The organism is Promicromonospora noduliphila (assembly GCF_056951025.1).
In genome coordinates this window covers 510,968-529,188 of the sequence record NZ_CM167806.1, presented here as the reverse complement: position 1 = coordinate 529,188, position 18,221 = coordinate 510,968, and the positions used below count along the sequence as shown (strand labels likewise).

The window sequence follows — 18,221 nt, the reverse complement described above, 5'->3', positions numbered from 1 at the left end:
GACGCGGAGCGCGCCTCACGCCGCCACCTCCTGCGGCACGACGGCGTCCAGCGCCTCCGGGAACACCAGCACGCGCTCGACCGGCGCGGTGAGGGCGACCGCGCTGCCGACGTCCGGCGCCGTCGTCGCGCGTGCGTGCAGCATGGTGTCGCTTGCCTGCACGCCGACGGCGTGCTCGCGCCCGTGGTACTCGACCACGGACACGGTGCCGAGGATCGAGCCGCCCGAGCCGCCGGTCGAGCCGCCCGGCACCACGGTGAAGTCCTCCGGCCGGATCGCCACCCGCACCCGGTCCCCGACGGCGAGGGTGCCCACCGCGCGGCCGGTGAGGCGGACGCCGTCCGCCGTCGGTCCGGGCAGCTCGACCACCACCTCGCCGCCGGACGCCGAGGCCACCGTGGCGGGCAGGATGTTCCGGTACCCCATGAAGTCGGCGACGTACCAGCTCGTGGGGCTCTCGTAGAGCTCGTCGGGCGTGCCGACCTGCTGCACGCGCCCGTCGCGCAGCACGACCAGGCGGTCGGCCAGGGACAGCGCCTCCTCCTGGTCGTGCGTCACGTAGATCGTGGTGAGCCCGAGCGACTGGTGCAGGCGGCGGATCTCGGTGCGCATGTCGAGCCGGAGCTTCGCGTCGAGGTTGGACAGCGGCTCGTCCATGAGCACGAGCGACGGTTCGAGCACCACGGCGCGCGCAATGGCGACCCGCTGCTGCTGGCCGCCCGAGAGCTGGCCGGGCAGCTTCCTGGCGTGCTCGCCGAGCTTGACGAGCTCGATCGCCGCGCGCACCCGGGTGTCGACCTCCGCGCGCGGCCGCCCCTGCATCTGCAGGCCGAACGCGATGTTCTTCTCCACCGTGAGGTGCGGGAACAGCGCGTACGACTGGAACACCATGCCGAACCCGCGGCGCTCGGGCGGCAGCGTGTCGATCCGCCTGCCGTCCATCAGGATCTCGCCGTGCGTGAGGGGGAGCAGGCCGGCCAGGCAGTTCAGCGCCGTCGACTTGCCGCAGCCCGACGGCCCCAGCAGGGCGACGAACTCCCCCGACCGGATCGTCAGGTCCAGCCCGGACAGCGCGTCCACCCCGCCGAACCGCCGGCCGACGCCGCGCAGCTCCAGCGACTCGAAGTCACTCACTTAAGCTTCCTCCTCCACCTTGCCGCCGCCGACCTCGCGGTCCCAGATGTCGAAGGCGGTCACCATGGACTCGGCGTCGAGCGGCACGACGGCGTCCTGCGACTCGATGAGCTCGTCGAACTCGGGACGGCCGAACTCCTCGATCACGTCCTGCGACTCCTGCGGCGCGAGGTCGAGCGTCGCACCCTCGATAGCCGGGCCCGGGTAGAAGTAGCCGGCGTCGTACGCCTTGGCGTTCTGCTCCGGGGTGAGCATGTCCTGCAGCAGGAGCAGGATCGCGCTGATCTTGTCGGCGCTCTGCCCCTTCGGGATCGCGGCGTAGTGCGCGTCGGTGACCCACGTGAAGTCGTCGAACGCGGCGGCCTCCAGCCGGCCCGGGAGTGTGCCCTCCGCGCGCGGCGCGATGTCCCAGCCGGTGGTGGTGGGGACCATGCTCCAGGTGCCGTCGGCCATGTTGGTGATCACCTGGCCGGTGCCCGTCGGGTAGGTGTCGACGTACTGGCCGAGCTCCTTGAGGTACGCCCAGGTCTTGTCCCAGCCGTTCTCCGGGTCGGTCGGGTCCTCGTCGCCCAGGAGGTAGGGCAGGCCCATGAGCAGGGTGCGGCCGGGGCCGGAGTTCGCGGGGCGGGCGTACCCGAACTTGCCCGGGTTGGCCTCCGCCCACTCCAGCAGCTCCTGCGGGTTCGCGGGCGGCGTTTCCACCACCTCGGGGTCGTACTGCAGCAGCGGCCCGGACGGGTAGTACGTCGTCACGACGCCGTACCCCTGCGCCAGCTCCTGCATCTTCGCCGCCTGCTCCAGGTAGTTCTCCTGGTTGGTCAGGCGGTCGCCGTAGTCGTCCACGACGGGGATCCACAGGTCCTGGCTGATGCCCGCGGCGAGCCCGTCGTTGCCGGTGAACACCACGTCGATGGACAGGTTCCCGCTGTCCACCTGCGGCTTGACCAGGCCCGTGACGTCGGGTGCGCCACCCGTCTCCCAGGTCACCGACTCGATGACGTCGGGGTTGTTCTCGACGAACTCGTCGACCATGCCCTCGGTCAGGCGCTGGTTGCCCGCGACGTCGAGGATGTTCAGGGTGACGGGCTCCGACGGCGTGTCGGGCACGTCGGCCGGGTCGGTCACCGCGGGGCCGCCCGCACCGCCAGGGGGCGCGGGGGGAGTGCACGCGGTGAGCAGGGCCAGTGCCGCGACGCCGACGAGCGCCGCCGCCTTCTTCGAGGTGCGCATGGTGCCTTCCTCTCTCGGGCGCCGTCGCCCGGGGTTTCGGTTGCCGGGGCGGACGTCAGTCGGCCGTCCCGGGAGGTACGGGTCCGGACGACCCGCGGATGACGAGCTCCACCGGGAGCTGCGCACTCGCGGGCGTCCCGCCGCGCAGGCGTTCGAGCAGCAGGTCGACCGCTCGCCGGCCGAGCCGGGCGAGCGGTGTGCGGACGGTGGTCAGGGCGGGCGAGACGAGGGTGGCGAGCTGGACGTCGTCGAACCCGACGACGGACATCTCGCCCGGCACGTCGACGCCCCGGTGCCGCAGGCGGTCCAGGAGGCCGAGGGCCATGAGGTCGTTGAACGCGACGACGGCGGTGACGCCGCCCGCCAGGGCATGGTCGGCCGCCTGGATGCCGCCCGCGAAGTGCGGCCGGAAGCTGCCGAGCTCCACCAGCTTGACGTCCCAGCGCTCGGCCGCCGCGAACAGGCCCGCGACCCGCCGTCGGCCCGACCACGACGACGCCGGCCCGGCGGCGATGCCCACCGTCCGGTGGCCGAGCGCGTGCAGGTGCCCGAGCACCTGGGCCACGCCGTCGGCGTCGTCCCCCGCGACGAACGGGAACTCCTCCGCCTCCGCGCCAGGCGGCAGCTCGCGGTTGGCCAGCACCGCCGTCACGCCGACCAGGGCCGCGCGCAGCTCCGCCTCGCCCGACCGAGGCGACGCGACGATCAGACCGTCGGTGCGCGCGGCGAGCGCGTCGATCAGCTCGGGCTCGACGGCGGCGTCCTCGTCGGAGTCGGCGACGAACACCTCGTAACCCTCGGCGCGCGCCCTGGCCTGCACACCCTTGGTCACGGACGCGAAGTACGGGTTCTCCAGGTCGGGCACCACCAGGCCGACGGCGTGCGTGCGCCCCATCCGCAGGCCGCTCGCCGCACGGTTGGGCCGATAGCCGAGCTCCGCCGCGACGCGCGTCACGCGGTCGCGGGTCTCCGGGGCCACCCGCTCGGGCGACGCGAGGGCGCGCGACACGGTGGAGATCGACACCCCAGCGGCGCGCGCGACGTCGTGTGCCGTGACCATGACACCTCCCCCGGGTGATTCGCGGCTCTGCGAACGTTTGCACCCTATCGCACGGTTGGTCGCAAACGTTCTCAGTTTTCACTCCGGCTTGCTCGGGGTATCACCTGGTCTGGTCATCTTGACCGGCCCATCATCTGTTACATGACCCTCGTCGACGTCCAGGAAGCGAAGACCCATCTCTCGCGGCTGATCTCGCGCGCACAGAACGGCGACGAGATCGTCGTCGTGCGTTTCGGAAAGCCCGCAGTCCGACTGACGCCGGTGGAGCCCGTGGCAGAGCGGACGTTCGGCACCTTCCCCCTCGCCGTTCCGGACGGGTTCTTCTTTGACTCGCTCGATGAGAAGGAGCTTGGCGCCTGAGGGTGAAGGCAGCCTGGTTCGACCACGCCCCCTACGTTCGTCGGGCGCGGACCGACTTTTGTCGGGTCCCCCGCCGGCGTCGGCCTGCTTAGCCTGGGGCATGTCCACTCGCTGGGTCCTGTCGATCACCCTGGCCGTCGCCGTCCTCACGTCGGTGGTGGCCTGGCTGATCTTCCCGTCGCTCGGGCCGGCCCAGGCCGCGCTCGGCCTCCTGATCCAGGTGGTGGCCACCGTCGTGATCGTCCGGTGGCAGTCCGCGGTCGGCCCGGTCCTGACGGTCGTCACGGTCACGGTGATCCTGGTCTACGCGCCGATCGGCTGGCGGATCGTCTTCGACTACGACCTCACGGCGTGGATCCCCATCATGTCCGCGTACGCCACCGCACGGCTCGTGGCCGGCGTCCGGCGGCGCGCCGAGATCGTGCTCGGCGCGGTGCTCGTGGTCGCGCTGGTGCTGCTGCTCGCCGCGCCGCCCTGGCTGATGCCGGGCCCGCCGGGTCCCCAGCCGGCGACGCTGCTGAGCATGCTCGGGGCGGCCTCCCCGCCGCTGGCGGGCGCCTGCTTCGCGCTGTGGGCGCGGCTGCGCAACGCGCGCCGCGACCGGATAGCCGCCCTGGCTCGCGAGCGGGAGCTGCTGGCCCGCCAGCGCGTGGCCGACGAGCGCTCCCGGATGGCCGCCGAGCTGCACGACCTGGTAACGCACCAGATGGTGCGCGTGATCTTCCAGGCCAGGAACCTCGCCCGCCCGGACCGGGCCGACGACGTCCGCCTCGCCGCGGGCGAGATCGCCGCGACCGCGACCGACGCGCTGGAGCAGATGCGGGACTTCCTGCGCGCGGTCCGCGTCGAGGACGACCCCTGGCGGCACGACGACGGCGCCGTGCCGGTGGGCGACACCGTTCGGCAGATCGAGGAGCTGGTGGTCGCGGGTCGGGATCTGGGACAGCGCATCGAACTCACCCTGGCCCCGGAGATGGGCACCAGTTCGGACGGCGGGCTGCCGGACGGCGGGCTCTCGCACGCCGGCCTGCCGGACACCGACCTGTCACACGCCAGCGTCTCGGCAGCCGCCGGCCGCTGCCTGGTGCGGGCAGTCCAAGAGGGGCTCGTCAACGCGGCCAAGCACGCCCCGGGCACCCCGGTGACCGTGCGGCTGGAGCTCGAACCGGGCCGCTGCGCCGTCGTGGTCGAGAACCCGCTGAGCTGCAACGGCTGGGGCGACACCAGGACTCAGCGCGACACGCGCGGGCCCCACGACACGCGCGAGGAAGGCAACGCCGACGGGCCCGACGGCGTGGACAGGCAGAACACCACCAGGCAGAGCACCACCGGACAAGACGGAGCCGATGGCCGAGAGGACACGATCGGACAAGACGACAGCCTGGCCCGGAGCGGTTCCGGCACCGGCCTGCTCGGCATCAGCCGTCGGGCGGAGATGCTCGGCGGCGAGCTGACCGCCGGCGCTACCGGCGACCGGTTCCGCCTCCGGGTATCCGTCCCGCTGCGGCCCGCCGAGGTGGCGCCGCCGTCGGGCGCGGCGGCAGGATCGGGCTCATGACCGACGTGACCGTGCTCCTCGTCGACGACGACCCGCTCGTCTGCGGCTACCTGCGGCAGGAGCTCGACGCCGTCGACGGCGTGCGCGTCCTCGACACCGCGCGGGACGGCGCGGAGGCCGTCGACCTCGCGACCCGCACCCGCCCCGACGTCGTGCTGATGGACATCCGGATGCCCGGCGTGGACGGGATCGACGCGACGGCGGCCCTGACCCGGTCCGACGACGGCCCCGCCGTCGTGCTCATGACCACAGTCGACTCCGACCAGGCGCTCGTCGCGGGCCTGCGCGCCGGAGCGCGCGGCTTCACGCTGAAGACGGCGCCGGTGGGAACGATCATCGAGGCGATCCGCGCGGCCGCGCGCGGGGTCGACGTGCTCTCGCCCGAGGCCACGCAGCGCCTGCTCCGTCTGGCCGACGCCGAGCCGCGTCCGGCGTCGGACCCCCGCGTGGACGCGCTCACCGAGCGCGAGCGCGAGGTGCTGCACCTGGTCGGCGAGGGGCACTCCAACGCCGACGTGGCGCGGTCACTCTACCTGGCGGAGAGCACGGTCAAGGGACACGTGTCCCGGCTGATGGAGAAGCTGGGCTGCACGAACCGCACCCAGCTCGCGGTCCTGGCGCAACGGTCGGCCTGACGCGCCGCGGGTCCCCGCGACAGTGCTGAAGTAGTGGCGAACGACCGACGAAAGACGGGCCCGTCCGGTTCCGACGGCGCTGTTGCGCCAGCTCTGCCCCGCCGAGGCTGGAAGCATGATCCAAGCCAAGAGACTGACCAAGAGATACGGCGACCGCGCGGTGGTGGACCACGTGTCGTTCACCGCGCCGTCCGGACAGGTCACCGGGTTCCTCGGGCCCAACGGAGCGGGCAAGTCGACCACCATGCGGATGCTGGTCGGGCTGACACGCCCGACGACGGGCACCGCCTCTGTGCTCGGCGCCCCGTATACGGAGCTGCCTGCTGCCGCCGCGCGGGTCGGCACGCTCCTCGACCCGGAGGACCTGCCCGGCTACCTCACCGCGCGGCGGCACCTGCAGTGGTACGCGACCGCCGCGGGGATCGACACGGCCCGCATCGGCCCCGTCCTGGCCCAGGTGGACCTGGCAGGCGCGGCGGACAAGAAGATCAGCGGCTACTCCCTCGGGATGCGGCAGCGGCTCGGCCTGGCGTGCGCGCTGCTCGCCGACCCGGAGGTGCTGGTCCTGGACGAGCCCGCCAACGGGCTGGACCCGGCGGGGATGCGGTGGCTACGCGACCTGCTCCGCGGCCTGGCCGCCGACGGCCGCACCGTGTTCCTGTCCACGCACCTCCTGCTGGAGGTGGAGCAGCTCGCCGAGCACATCGTCGTCATCAACGACGGCCGCATCGCGGCGGACGCCACGCTCGCCGAGCTCAGCGCCGGGCGCGGGCTGGAGCAGTCCTACCTCGACGTCACCCAGGAGGCACGATGAACACCGCCCGACAGACCGGCGCACCAGGCTCGGGCGCTGCTTCGACCCGCAGGGCGACCCCGCCCGGCTTCGGCGCGACCGTCCGTGCGGAGCTGATCAAGGTGCGGCACAGCCCGAGCCTCTGGGTGCTGCTGCTCGTCACGCTGGCGATCGCCGTGGGGCTCACCGCCGTGGTGACCGCGGCCGGCGGCGCCGATGCGCTCTACGAGCGGCAGGCCGACGGCGGCGGCAGCACCTACGAGGTGCTGTTCTTCGGGCCGACCCTCGCGGTGTGGGCCTACGCGTTCTTCGGCGCGACGGTGAGCGCTGGCGAGTTCGGCAGCGGCGTCGTCAACTACTCGTTCCTGGCCACGCCGAACCGGGCCCGCGTGCTGCTCGCGAAGCTCGTGGTGGTGAGCGGGATCGGGGTGGTGGCCGGGCTGGTGATCTCGGCGGCCGACTTCGCGATCACGCAGGGCATGCTCCGGCTGGCGGGATACCCGGCCCTGTCCCTGTCGGACCCGGGACTGCTCCGGGTGATGCTCGTCTTTATCCCGGTGCAGATGCTGGTCTGGGGCAGCTTCGCGCTGCTCTTCGGCGTGGTGGTCCGCAGGCCCGCCGCTGCGGCGATCATCCTGTTCCTCGGCTCGCTGCTGCCGGTGGTCACCGCGCAGTACCTGCCGCAGGCGTGGGGCGAGACCGTACCGCGGTGGATGCCGGGAGCCCTGATCGAGAGCCTGTCCGGGCTGTCCGTACCGGGGAGCGAGGGCTACCTGCCACTCGCCCCCGCTGTGATCGCGACACTGGCGTGGATCGCGGCGTTCGTCGTGACGGGGGTGCTGGTGATCCGGCGTCGGGACGCGTGAGCCGCCCGCACGACGCTCTACGATGACCGCGCAGAGCGCTCACCCGACCGGCGACGACGCCTCAGGAGGACCCCGTGACCGACACCTGGACCCTGCACCCCGACCGGGCACTGCCCGCGGACTCCGTGACGCGGCCCATCGCCCGCGAGATCTACCTGGCGGTGCGGGACCTCCCGATCGTGTCGATGCACGGCCACGTCGACGTCACCGCCTTCGCGGACGACGAGCCGTTCGGCGACCCCGCCCAGCTCCTGGTGGTCCCCGACCACTACCTGACGCGGATGCTCGTGTCCCAGGGCGCGAAGCTCCCGGAGCTGGGCGTGGGCCCGGCGGGCGGGCCGGGGTTCGAGACGGACCCTCGCGAGATCTTCCGCCGCTTCTGCGCGGGCTGGAAGCACTTCCGCGGCACGCCGACGCGGTACTGGCTGGAGCACGAGCTGGTCGAGATCTTCGGCGTCACGGTGCGCCCGTCGGCGGACACCGCGGACCAGGTCTACGACCAGGTCGCCGAGCGCCTGGCCGACCCGGGCTTCCGCCCGCGCGCCCTGCTCGACCAGTTCAGCATCGAGGTCATCGGCACCACCGACCCCGCGTGGAGCACCCTGGAGGAGCACGCCCGCCTCGCCGCCGACCTGCCGGGCCGCGTGCTGCCGACGTTCCGGCCGGACCCGCTGCTGCACCCGGCCCGGCCGGCCTGGCGGGAGGATCTCGACCGGCTCGCGGCGGCGTCGGGCATCGGTACCGACACCTACGCGGGCTACCTGGCGGCGCTCCGCGAGCGCCGCGCCGCCTTCGTGGCGGCGGGCGGCCTGGCCACGGACCACGGCCACTTCAGCGCGGACACCACCCCGCTGCCCGACGACGTCGCGGCCGCCCTCTTCGACAAGGCCCTCGGCAGCGGCCCGGACGGAGACGGGATCACCGCCGAGGAGGAGGCGGCCTTCTCCGCCCACATGCTGTTCCAGATGGCAGCGATGTCCGCGGAGGACGGCCTGGTCATGCAGCTCCACCCGGGCGTGCTGCGCGACCACGACCCCGCCGTCGCCGCGGCGTTCGGGCCCGACAAGGGGTACGACATCCCCGTCGTCACGGAGTTCGCCCGTGGCCTGCGGCCCGTGCTGGAGGCGTTCGGGAGCTCGGAGAGCTTCCGGATGATCGCCTTCACCGTGGACGAGGACGTGTACTCGCGCGAGCTCGCGCCGCTGGCCGGCGTCTACCCGGCGCTGCGGCTGGGCGCGCCCTGGTGGTTCCTGGACGCGCCCGACGCCATGCGCCGGTTCCGGGAGGCCGCGACGGAGACCGCCGGGTTCTCGAACATGTCCGGCTTCGTCGACGACACACGTGCGTTCTGCTCCATCCCCGCCCGCCACGACCTGGCCCGCCGGGTCGACGCCGGCTACCTCGCCCGGCTGGTCGCCGAGCACCGGCTCGACCTGGACGAGGCGGTCGACACCGCCGCCGACCTGGCCTACCACCTGCCGAAGGCGGCGTACGCGGCCCGCTGACGGCGGGCTCGCCGTCGGCGCTAGGGTAAAACCTGCCCATCAACCGCAAGACGGACGGGACGGTCCATGACTGAAGTACCCCACGCGGCCTGGCTGCCCGACGACGCGTTCGCCGCGATCGGCAGCCGCCGGGTAGTGGTGGCCGGCGACGGCGTGCTCACGGGCACCGTCGCCGAGGAGGTGGCGGCGGCGACGGCCCGGTTCGGCGGGGCGTTCTCCCGCCTCGAGGTGGGCGACGGCGTGGCGGACGCCGACCTGGTGCTGACGCTGGCCGCGTCGTCGCCGGTCAGCTCCATCGAGGTCTCGCTCGACGGGACCGGCGCCGCCGACGAGAGCTTCCGGTTCACGCGCGAGGCGGGCGCCGTCGTCGTGCAGGCGCTGAGCGACGTGGGGCTGCTGTACGGGCTGTTCCACGTGGTGCGCCTGGGCGAGGCCGCCTTCGCGGGGCCCGACATCGACGAGACGTACACCCCCGCCGCAGACCTGCGGATGCTGGACCACTGGGACAACGTGGACGTGCACCCGATCATGGGCCAGGTGGAGCGCGGATACTCCGGCGGATCGATCTTCTACGACAACGGTTTCGTGCACGCCGACCTGTCGCGCGTCGAGCGGTACGCCCGGCTGCTGGCCGCGGTCGGGATCAACCGCGTGGCGATCAACAACGTCAACGTGCACGAGCGCGAGGCGCACCTGCTGACCGACGACCTGGGCGACGTCGTCCGCATCGCCGCCGTCTTCCGGCGGTGGGGGATCCGGGTGCACCTGTCGGTGTCGTTCGCCGCGCCGATCACGCTCGGCGGGCTCGGCACCGCCGACCCGCTCGACCAGGACGTCGCACACTGGTGGGTCCGCGCGGCCGCGCGGGTGTGGGACGCCATCCCGGACTTCGGCGGGTTCGTGGTCAAGGCGGACTCCGAGGGCCAGCCCGGCCCGTTCGCCTACGGCCGCACCCACGCCGACGGCGCGAACATGCTCGCGGCGGCCGTCGAGCCGTACGAGGGCCTGATCCACTGGCGGGCGTTCGTCTACAACCACCGGCAGGACTGGCGCGACCGGTCGACCGACCGCGCCCGCGCCGCGTACGACCACTTCCACCCGCTGGACGGCGCGTTCTCGGACAACGTGATCGTGCAGGTCAAGTACGGCCCGCTCGACTTCCAGGTGCGTGAGCCGCTCTCCCCGGTCCTTGCGGCCATGCCGCAGACCCGGGTCGCCCTCGAGCTCCAGGTCACCCAGGAGTACACCGGCCAGCAGCAGCACGCCGTCTACCTCGGGCCGCAGTGGAGCCAGCTCCTCCGCTTCCGCTTCTGGGAGTCCGACGGCGTGGACGGCGGCTCGCCCACCGTCGCCGACCTCGCCACCGGCCGCGGCAAGGCCGTCGAGGACCCAGGCACCGGCACGTGGCGCAAGCCGGCCGGCGGCTTCGCCGCCGTCTCCAACGTCGGCGACGACGAGTTCTGGACCGGGCACCCGCTCGCCCAGGCCAACCTCTACGCGTACGGGCGGCTGTGCTGGGATCCCACGCTCGACCCCGCCGCGCTGCTCGACGAGTGGGTGGCCCTCACCTTCCCGGGTGCGCCGGCCGCCGTCGGACAGGCCGTGCACGCGGTGCTCGACCGGTCGTGGGAGACCTACGAGCAGTACACGGCGCCGCTCGGCGTGGGCTTCATGGTGCGTCCAGGGCACCACTACGGACCCGACGTCGACGGCTACGAGTACACCCCGTGGGGCACGTACCACTTCGCGGACCGGGACGGCATCGGCGTGGACCGTACGGTCAGGACCGGCACGGGTTACGCGGGCCAGTACCCGGCGCCGTGGTCGCTCACCTACGAGCTGCCGTCGACGTGCCCCGACGAGCTGCTGCTGTTCTTCCACCACGTGCCCTACACGCACGTGCTGCACAGCGGCAAGACCGTGATCCAGCACATCTACGACACCCACTTCGAGGGCGTGTCCCGGGTGGAGAAGATGATCGAGGCGTGGTCGGCGGTCTCGACGCTCGTGGATCCCCGGCTCTCCGAGCGGATCTCGGAGCGGCTCGCCGAGCAGCTCCGCAGCGCCACCGAGTGGCGCGACCAGGTGAACACCTACTTCCTCCGGAAGTCGGGCATCCCGGACGAGCAGGGGCGCACGATCTACTAGGCCACCCGTACCGGCGATCTCCTCCAGAGCGGGTGATCTCCGGTGAGCTACTCCAACGATTCGACCCGGGGCGGCGTCCCAGGAGTGTCAGAGCGTTCCGACACACCTGGTGGTCCCCATGCCTGCCGCTGTCCTGGCCGCCCCGCCGGCGCCCCCCGCCCCGCCCGCTCCGCCGTCGGCCCGTCCGCACCTCCACGAGGTGCACGGCCTGCGCGGCCTCGCGCTCCTGCTCGTGGTGCTGTTCCACCTCTTCGGCGGAGGCCGCGTCTCCGGGGGCGTCGACGTCTTTCTCGTGATCTCCGGGTTCCTCGTCACCGGCTCGCTCGTGCGCAGGGCCGAGTCGGGCAGCCTCCGGCTCGGCGAGGTGTACGCGCGGAACGCGGCGCGCCTCGCGCCGTCGGCCCTCGTGGTGCTGGGGGCCGTCGCCCTCGCCGCGTGGACGCTGCTGCCCACCGGGCGCTGGCTCGACGTGTGGCGGCAGGTGGTCGCGTCCGCCGCCTACGTGGAGAACTGGGACCTGATCGGGAACGAGCTCGCCTACGGCGCGGCCGGCCCGGCGGCCAGCCCGCTCCAGCACTTCTGGTCGCTGTCCGTGCAGGGGCAGTTCCTGCTGGCCTGGCCGCTCGTGGTGCTCGTCGTGGCCTGGCTGGGCCGACGGGCGCGCACCCGGGTCCGACGGCGGATCCTGGCGCTCGTCACCGTGGCGTCCGCCGCCTCGTTCGGCTACGCGCTGTACCTCACCGACGTGCTGCAGCCGATGGCCTACTTCCACACCGGCGCCCGGTTCTGGGAGCTGGGCGCGGGCGCGCTGCTCGCGCTCGTCCCGCTGCGCGGCGCGGTCGCCCTGCGCACGCTCGGCGCGTGGGTGGGCCTCGGCCTCATCGTCTCCTCGGGCTTCCTGCTCGACGGCGGGGCGCTCTTCCCCGGCGTCTGGACCCTCTGGCCCGTGCTCGGCGCGCTGCTCGTGCTCGCCGGCGCGGGTGCAACGGCGTCGTGGGGGCCGCGCCGCCTGCTCGACCTCGCGCCGCTCCGGTTCGTCGCGAACATCTCCTACGAGCTGTACCTGTGGCACTGGCCCGTGCTCGTCTTCTACCTGGCCGTCCGCGACTTCCCGGCCGTGGGCTGGCGCGGCGCGACCCTGGTGCTGGCCGTCTCCCTGGTCCTGGCCTGGGTCACCCGGCAGGTGGTCGCGCGTCCGGTCGGTCTGGCGGTGCCGCGCACCCTGACCCGGCCGCGGGCCGCCGCCGCGCTGGTGGCGGCAGGCGTCGCGACGGCGCTCGTCGTGGTGCCGACGGTCGCGGCCAGCATCCGGGTCGAGGAGCGGGAGGCGGCCCAGCTCGAGGCGCTGCAGCACCTCGGCGTCGAGTACACGGGGGCGGAGGCGCTGGCCGCACAGCAGCGGCGCGGTCCGGTGCCCGCGCCGTCCATCACGACCCGCCCGGTGGTAGGCAGCGCACCCGTGCGGCCCGATCCAGAGCTCGCGAAGACCGACTACACGCGGGTGGACCACGACGAGGACTGCATCCAGGAGCACGGCGACGGCCCCGGTCTCGACCAGGTGCGCATGTGCACCCTCTTCAACCCGGACGAGCCGACCCGGACGGTGCTCGTCGCCGGCGGTTCGCACACCTACCAGTGGGCGCCGGCCATCAACCGGGTGGCGGCGAAGAACGGCTGGCGGGTACTGCTCGCCGGCAAGGGGCAGTGCCGCGTGAAGTACGTGCCCACGCCGACCGACGACTGCGAGCGCTGGAGCGCGAACCTCCTGGCCGACGCCGTCGCCCTGCGCCCGGACGCCGTGTTCGTGACCGGCACGCACACCTACGAGGACAAGCCAGAGGTGGTCATCCCCACCGAGGTGGCGGCCTGGCGGCAGCTCGACGCCGCCGGGATCCCCGTGGTCACGATCCGCGACAACCCGCGGTTCGCCTGGAGCCCGCCGAACTGCGTGCAGGGGAACGGGCGCGACTCGGCACGCTGCGCGCTGGACCGGTCGGACGTGTTCGTGGCGGGCAACCCGGTGGAGAGCTTCCCCGGCATGCCCACGACGGCGGGGCACGTGGACCTGTCGGACGTGATCTGCGAGCCGACGTTGTGCCCGCCCGTGATCGGGAACGTGATGGTCTACCGGGACGGCTCGCACCTCACGGCCACCTACCTGCGCACGCTCACACCGGCGCTCGCGAAGGCGGTGCGGCGGGCGGCGCCGTGGCTGTACTGAGCGGTGGCTAGCGCGGCGTGGGCGGCGCCGTCGGCGGTGGCGCCGCGGGTAGTGCGACGCGGGTGCGGCGGGCCGGGCCGGGTTGCCGGGCGGCTAGCGCGGCGTGTACCGGGTGTGGCTGAACGTGCCCTTGCCGAAGGCCAGCACCTTGGCCGGCTGCACGGCGAACACGAGGGCGACGCCGCCGATGTCGTTGCGGAAGGCGCCGTCGCCCACCTCGAACTGCCACTGGCCGTCCCACTTGGTGCGCCACGCGGCGGCGAGCCGCTCCAGCGTCGCCTGGTCCGTGACGCGCCGGGCCGGGCCCTCGACCATGACGTCGAGCCCCTTGTTCCAGGTGCTGTCGCCGGTGGTCAGCACGACGTTCGGGTTGGCGGCCAGGTTGACGGCCTTCTGCTCCTCCGGGCCGGTGGTGAAGTGCAGCGCCCCTTCCAGCCAGACGGCGACCAGCGGCGTGACGTGCGGGCGTCCGTCCGCCCGCACGGTGGTCAGCCAGGTGAGCTGGGCGTTCTCCAGCACCCCTCGGGTCTCCTCCCAGGCGGTCGGCTGCACGCCGGCGTCGCTGAACCGCGCGTCGAGGGTGGTCACAGGGTCGTCCATGCTTCTGCTCCTCTTGTTCGGTTGGAACGGGCTCCGCGACTCATTCGGCCGGAAAGAGCTCCGCGACGAGCCCGTCGATCGCACCGACCGCCGTCCAGTCCGGGGTGAACCGGTTGCGGAGGACCGCAACGGCGACCCCGGAGTCGACGTCGGCCCAGACGCCTGAGCCGTTGGCACCCAGCATGCCGAAGGCCGATCCCGGGCGGAAGGTGACCCCGCTCGGGCGCAGCGGGGCGAACCCGAACGCCCACGACGACCGCATGCCCATCACCTCGTCCGGCCCCTCGAACGCGGGCCGAGCCAGCTCCGCCAGGCGTGCCGGCGACACGAGAGCGACGGCCCCCTGCCCGAGCAGGCCCGCGAACACCCGGGCCGCCCCTCGGGCCGTCATCGTGCCCTCGGAAGGTATGTCGCTCGTGAGCACGTCCCGCCGGTTGGCGAAGGTGGCGTCCGGCCGGATCCCGGGCGGCAGCGCCCGGTCGGCGGGCGAGCCCGGCTCAGGGGCCGACGGCGGTACGGACCCGGGCACCTGCCTCGCCACCCGGCCCAACAACTCCGGGGCGACGCCGAAGTGCACGTCACCCTCGACGTCGAGCGGCCGCGTGACGGCCGTCCGGAGCCACCACGACAGCGACCATCCGGTGGCCCGGCGCACGGTCTCGCCGGGTCAAGATCGGTGACGCGGCGGCCTTCGTCGGCGTCACACCGCGGGCGATCCGTCACTACCACGAGATCGGTCTGCTCCGAGAACGAGGTCGGCCAACACTCTGGCAAGGAGCAGAAGAGCATGAGTGCGTTCGGAGCCATCGGAAAGATGCCCTTCGACCTCTCTCCGGCCCGCCTGCGCTGCATGCAACTGGCCGAAGAACTCTCCGCCCAGGAGTCAGCCGCTTCGCCGAACCCGGGACAAGATCCGAGCGGCGGCCACGTCGCTCATGCGGACCGTCCGCGGAACGTGGCGCGGTAGGCCGATGGTGAGACGCCGAGCGCTGCTTGGAAGTGCACGCGCAGCGAGGCGGCGCTGCCAAAGCCCGCGGAGGACGCGACCTCGTCGATCAAGAGACTTGTGCGCTCCAACAAGGAGCAGGCTCTCTCCAGGCGTTGCCGAGCGATCCACTCGCCCGGCGAGGCGCCGGTCTCTTCACGGAAACGTCGGGTGAACGTGCGGACACTGGTCGACTCCTGAGCCGCGAGCTCTCGCAGCGTGATCGGTTGGTGCAGGTTCGCCAGTGCCCACTCTCGGGCGCGACTCGTGGACGAGACGCCGGTGGTGGGCATGGGACGAGTGATGTACTGCGCCTGACCACCCGAGCGGTGCGGCGGGACGACCGTCCCGCGGGCCACGTCGTTCGCGACTGCGGCCCCATGGTCGCTGCGGATGATGTGGAGGCAGAGATCGATGCCGGCCGCTGCGCCGGCGGACGTGAGCACCCCATGGTCCTCGGTGTACAGCGCGTCGGCGTCCAGCAGCACGCCGGGGAAGAGCTCGCGGAAGCGGTCGGCGGACCGCCAGTGCGTCGTCGCACGCCTGCCGTCGAGCAGGCCGGCCGCTGCGAGGACGAACGCGCCCGAGCAGATGGACACCACCCGCGTTGCAGGATGGCACCGAGCGATCGCCTCGAGCACCTCCGGCTCCGCGAAGGGCGCCTCTGCGCCGAAGTCGGTCTGTGCCCCGGGCACGACGACCGTGTCCGCCGAGGCAAGCAGGTCCAGGCCATCGCCGACGTCCACGGTGAAGTCGGAGTCCGTCGTCACCGGCCCCGGCGCGGTCGTGCACGTGACCACCTCGTACAGCTTCTCGCCGCCGCTGGAGCGCGCCTGTCCGAAGAGACGGTGTACCAGGCTCAGCTCGAACGACAGCACCCGCGGTCGAACGAGGACGACCACGCGGTGAACGGCCGTTTCCCGCACGACAGGCATGGCCCGATTTTAGTGGATGATGTCCTCCCGGCCACTATCGCGTCGGGGAGGGGCCACACAGAGTTGTGGCATGAACATCCTCTGGGTCTCCGCGCATCCCGAAGCTCGCTCGCTCAACGGCTTTCTTGCCGAACAGGGGCAGCAGTACCTTCGCGATGCGAACCACGCCGTGACGACGTCGGACCTGTACGCAATGGGCTGGAACCCCGTCGTCGACGGCCGGAGCTACGGTCACGACGTCACAGCACGACTCCAGGTGGCCGCTGCCGCGAAGGCGGCGCACCTCGCCGGCACCGTGGCTGACGACATCCGGGCCGAGCAGCGGAAGCTGGACGCGGCCGATGCGGTCATCCTGCAGTTTCCACTCTGGTGGTTCGGCATGCCGGCGATCCTCAAGGGCTGGTTCGACCGCGTGTGGCATCAGGGCTACGCCTACGGGAACCCCGGCCCCAACGGCGAGTGGGTCGGCTATGGCGATGGCTTCCTGGCAGGAAAGCGCGCGATGGTGGTCGCCACCCTGGGCGGTCCGACCTTCATGTACGGCGAACGTGGGATCCACGGCTCGGTGGACGACCTGCTCTTCCCGCTGCAGCACGGCGTGCTGTTCTACGCCGGCGCCGAGGTGCTGCCGCCGTTCCTGACGTTCGGCGTGGACCGGTGGACGGCGGAGGAGTCTGCTCTCGCCGCCGAACAGCTCCGGGAACGCCTTCGGACGATCGCGACGACCGAACCGATTCCGTACCGGACGCAGGCCGGTGGGGACTACGACCACTTCGTGCTTCGGGACGAGGTCGCTCCCACGGTCTCGGGTCTCGGCGTGCACCGCCTTCCGGACGAGGGTCGCTGAGCGGTTCATCGCCACGGCCGGAGTGCTGGCCGGACCCCCACCACTTGTCCGCGAGGGTCCGGCCGCGCTCGTCAGGACCTAGTTTTCAAGCCCTCGCGCGCTGCATCCAGCCGTGGAGGTCCTCCAGGTGCCAGCTGCGGACGATGCGCCCGTTCTCGATCTGGTGGAACTCGTGGATGGTGATCGAGGCCGGCTTGCCGGTGGGGGCGACGCCGAGGAACTCGCCGCGGTGGATACCGGTGAGCTCGCCCCGGACGGCGACACGCCCGGGGGCTCCGATGATCTCGTGCACGATGACCCGGCCGTTCTCGAAGCTGCGCTGGAACTCCTCGACGTGCGGCTTCATGCCCGCCGGCCCTGTCGGCTGACCGGGGATGCTGGGGATGTCTTCCCAGTCGGGCGCGAGCACGTCGTCCAGGAGGTCGGACTCACCCCCGATCGCCCGGTAGAGGTTCTCGACGAGGCGTCGTTCGTCGTCGAGGGCGCCGTAGACGCGGGGCCCGTCGTGCATTGCGGTCTGGTTCAGCGTGGTCTCGCTCATCGCGGTCTCGTTCCTGGTCGTCTCACTCATGGTGGATTCCTTTCGGTGGCAGGTCGGCGTGCGCGGACTCCGACTGCAGCTTTGGGGTGGCGGCGTGCCGCTCAGCGGGTCGCAGCGTCCAGTGCTGCACGCACCTTCGCCGCGTCGCCGGGAACGGCTTCGTGCACCGTGTTGCCGGCGTAGACGTGGTGCCCGGGCGTGCCCGGCTGCCAGCGCCAGCCCTCCGCAAGCGGACCGGCGTCCAGGGCGTCGTAGCCGACGGCGTCCAGGAATGCGGAGACGCGTGTCTTGGCCGCCGCGTCGTCGCCGGCGATCGGCAGCGTCGTGCGGTCGGCCGCCCCGGCCGGACGGGGCAGCGCGCCGAGCGCCTGGAAGAAGATGTTGTTGAGCGCCTTCACCACGCTCGAGGCCGGCAGGTGTTCCTGCACGAGCTCGCTGGTGGTGACCGGTGCGGCGTCCAGCTCGGGAACGTTGCCGTGCAGCCGGGGGTCGTAGTTCAGGGCGTCGACGATCGTCTTTCCGGCGAGCGGCCCGGCCGGGAGCGTCCGGTAGGCCCGCACCGGGATCGACACGACGACCAGATCGCCGGCGTCGGCCACGCCTGCGACGCTGGAGGCCCTGACGTTCTGGCCGAGCTCGGCGACCAGGCCGGCCAAGGACTCGGGACCTCGTGAGTTGCCGATCACCACCGGGTAGCCGGCCGCCGCGGCCAGCCGGGCGATGGTCCCGCCGACTCGTCCGGCCCCGATGACCCCGACAGTGGCCGGCTGTGTGTCACGTGTTCCTGGATCGTTCATCCGTGT

The 18,221-nt window shown here is 72.4% G+C and carries 18 protein-coding genes; 10 read left to right on the top strand and 8 right to left on the bottom strand.

The features are described 5' to 3' along the window. Positions 1–15: 15 nt before the first annotated feature. The 3 genes from AC0QU1_RS02270 to AC0QU1_RS02260 are packed head-to-tail and all read right to left on the bottom strand — an operon-like array spanning position 16 to position 3,424. Positions 16–1,134 carry an ABC transporter ATP-binding protein gene (locus tag AC0QU1_RS02270; protein ID WP_483574038.1) on the bottom strand — a complete coding sequence of 373 codons (1,119 nt, stop codon included), beginning with the start codon at positions 1,132–1,134 and terminating at the stop codon, positions 16–18. Next, entirely contained in the window at positions 1,135–2,364 is a 1,230-nt protein-coding gene (locus AC0QU1_RS02265; RefSeq protein WP_483574037.1) for an extracellular solute-binding protein, read from the bottom strand. Between the two features lie 55 nt (positions 2,365–2,419). Then, positions 2,420–3,424 carry a LacI family DNA-binding transcriptional regulator gene (locus AC0QU1_RS02260; protein ID WP_483574036.1) on the bottom strand — a complete coding sequence of 335 codons (1,005 nt, stop codon included), beginning with the start codon at positions 3,422–3,424 and terminating at the stop codon, positions 2,420–2,422. 141 nt (positions 3,425–3,565) lie between these two features. On the opposite strand from AC0QU1_RS02260, the gene AC0QU1_RS02255 reads away from it, so the two are divergent. The 8 genes from AC0QU1_RS02255 to AC0QU1_RS02220 all read left to right on the top strand — a co-directional run bounded on the left by AC0QU1_RS02255 (position 3,566) and on the right by AC0QU1_RS02220 (position 13,510). Next, positions 3,566–3,784 (top strand): type II toxin-antitoxin system Phd/YefM family antitoxin, encoded by a 219-nt coding sequence (locus tag AC0QU1_RS02255; protein ID WP_483574035.1) that lies wholly within the window; start codon positions 3,566–3,568, stop codon positions 3,782–3,784. A gap of 100 nt (positions 3,785–3,884) precedes the next feature. After that, positions 3,885–5,342: a sensor histidine kinase gene (locus tag AC0QU1_RS02250; protein WP_483574034.1), complete on the top strand. Its 1,458-nt coding sequence runs from the start codon at positions 3,885–3,887 to the stop codon at positions 5,340–5,342. After that, entirely contained in the window at positions 5,339–5,977 is a 639-nt protein-coding gene (locus tag AC0QU1_RS02245) for a response regulator (RefSeq protein ID WP_483574033.1), read from the top strand. Before AC0QU1_RS02250 ends, AC0QU1_RS02245 begins: the two co-directional genes overlap by 4 nt. Before the next feature lie 115 nt (positions 5,978–6,092). Then, positions 6,093–6,791 (top strand): ABC transporter ATP-binding protein, encoded by a 699-nt coding sequence (locus AC0QU1_RS02240; protein ID WP_483574032.1) that lies wholly within the window; start codon positions 6,093–6,095, stop codon positions 6,789–6,791. Continuing rightward, on the top strand, positions 6,788–7,636 hold the full coding sequence (locus AC0QU1_RS02235) for an ABC transporter permease (protein ID WP_483574031.1): 849 nt from the start codon (positions 6,788–6,790) through the stop codon (positions 7,634–7,636). Before AC0QU1_RS02240 ends, AC0QU1_RS02235 begins: the two co-directional genes overlap by 4 nt. Positions 7,637–7,710: 74 nt before the next feature. Beyond that, positions 7,711–9,141, top strand: a complete 1,431-nt coding sequence (uxaC, locus tag AC0QU1_RS02230; RefSeq protein WP_483574030.1) for a glucuronate isomerase — start codon at positions 7,711–7,713, stop codon at positions 9,139–9,141. A 66-nt stretch (positions 9,142–9,207) separates the two neighbouring features. Further along, positions 9,208–11,289 carry an alpha-glucuronidase gene (locus tag AC0QU1_RS02225; protein WP_483574029.1) on the top strand — a complete coding sequence of 694 codons (2,082 nt, stop codon included), beginning with the start codon at positions 9,208–9,210 and terminating at the stop codon, positions 11,287–11,289. A gap of 118 nt (positions 11,290–11,407) precedes the next feature. After that, positions 11,408–13,510, top strand: a complete 2,103-nt coding sequence (locus tag AC0QU1_RS02220) for an acyltransferase family protein (protein ID WP_483574028.1) — start codon at positions 11,408–11,410, stop codon at positions 13,508–13,510. Between the two features lie 93 nt (positions 13,511–13,603). On the opposite strand, the gene AC0QU1_RS02215 is transcribed toward AC0QU1_RS02220, so the two are convergent. Both AC0QU1_RS02215 and AC0QU1_RS02210 read right to left on the bottom strand, forming a co-directional pair. Next, entirely contained in the window at positions 13,604–14,110 is a 507-nt protein-coding gene (locus tag AC0QU1_RS02215) for a pyridoxamine 5'-phosphate oxidase family protein (protein ID WP_483574027.1), read from the bottom strand. Positions 14,111–14,150: 40 nt separating this feature from the next. Further along, positions 14,151–14,765 (bottom strand): serine hydrolase, encoded by a 615-nt coding sequence (locus tag AC0QU1_RS02210; protein ID WP_483574026.1) that lies wholly within the window; start codon positions 14,763–14,765, stop codon positions 14,151–14,153. Here AC0QU1_RS02210 and AC0QU1_RS02205 point away from each other — a divergent pair. Continuing rightward, on the top strand, positions 14,747–15,088 hold the full coding sequence (locus AC0QU1_RS02205) for a MerR family transcriptional regulator (protein ID WP_483576615.1): 342 nt from the start codon (positions 14,747–14,749) through the stop codon (positions 15,086–15,088). The genes AC0QU1_RS02210 and AC0QU1_RS02205 overlap by 19 nt on opposite strands. On the opposite strand, the gene AC0QU1_RS02200 is transcribed toward AC0QU1_RS02205, so the two are convergent. Then, positions 15,044–16,030 (bottom strand): GlxA family transcriptional regulator, encoded by a 987-nt coding sequence (locus AC0QU1_RS02200; RefSeq protein WP_483574025.1) that lies wholly within the window; start codon positions 16,028–16,030, stop codon positions 15,044–15,046. The genes AC0QU1_RS02205 and AC0QU1_RS02200 overlap by 45 nt on opposite strands. 70 nt (positions 16,031–16,100) lie before the next feature. On the opposite strand from AC0QU1_RS02200, the gene AC0QU1_RS02195 reads away from it, so the two are divergent. Continuing rightward, positions 16,101–16,877 (top strand): NAD(P)H-dependent oxidoreductase, encoded by a 777-nt coding sequence (locus AC0QU1_RS02195; protein ID WP_483574024.1) that lies wholly within the window; start codon positions 16,101–16,103, stop codon positions 16,875–16,877. Between the two features lie 85 nt (positions 16,878–16,962). Here the strand turns inward: AC0QU1_RS02195 and AC0QU1_RS02190 are convergent, their stop codons facing one another. Continuing rightward, on the bottom strand, positions 16,963–17,448 hold the full coding sequence (locus AC0QU1_RS02190; RefSeq protein ID WP_483574023.1) for an ester cyclase: 486 nt from the start codon (positions 17,446–17,448) through the stop codon (positions 16,963–16,965). A 71-nt stretch (positions 17,449–17,519) separates the two neighbouring features. After that, positions 17,520–18,215 carry an NADPH-dependent F420 reductase gene (locus AC0QU1_RS02185; protein WP_483574022.1) on the bottom strand — a complete coding sequence of 232 codons (696 nt, stop codon included), beginning with the start codon at positions 18,213–18,215 and terminating at the stop codon, positions 17,520–17,522. Positions 18,216–18,221: the final 6 nt, after the last annotated feature.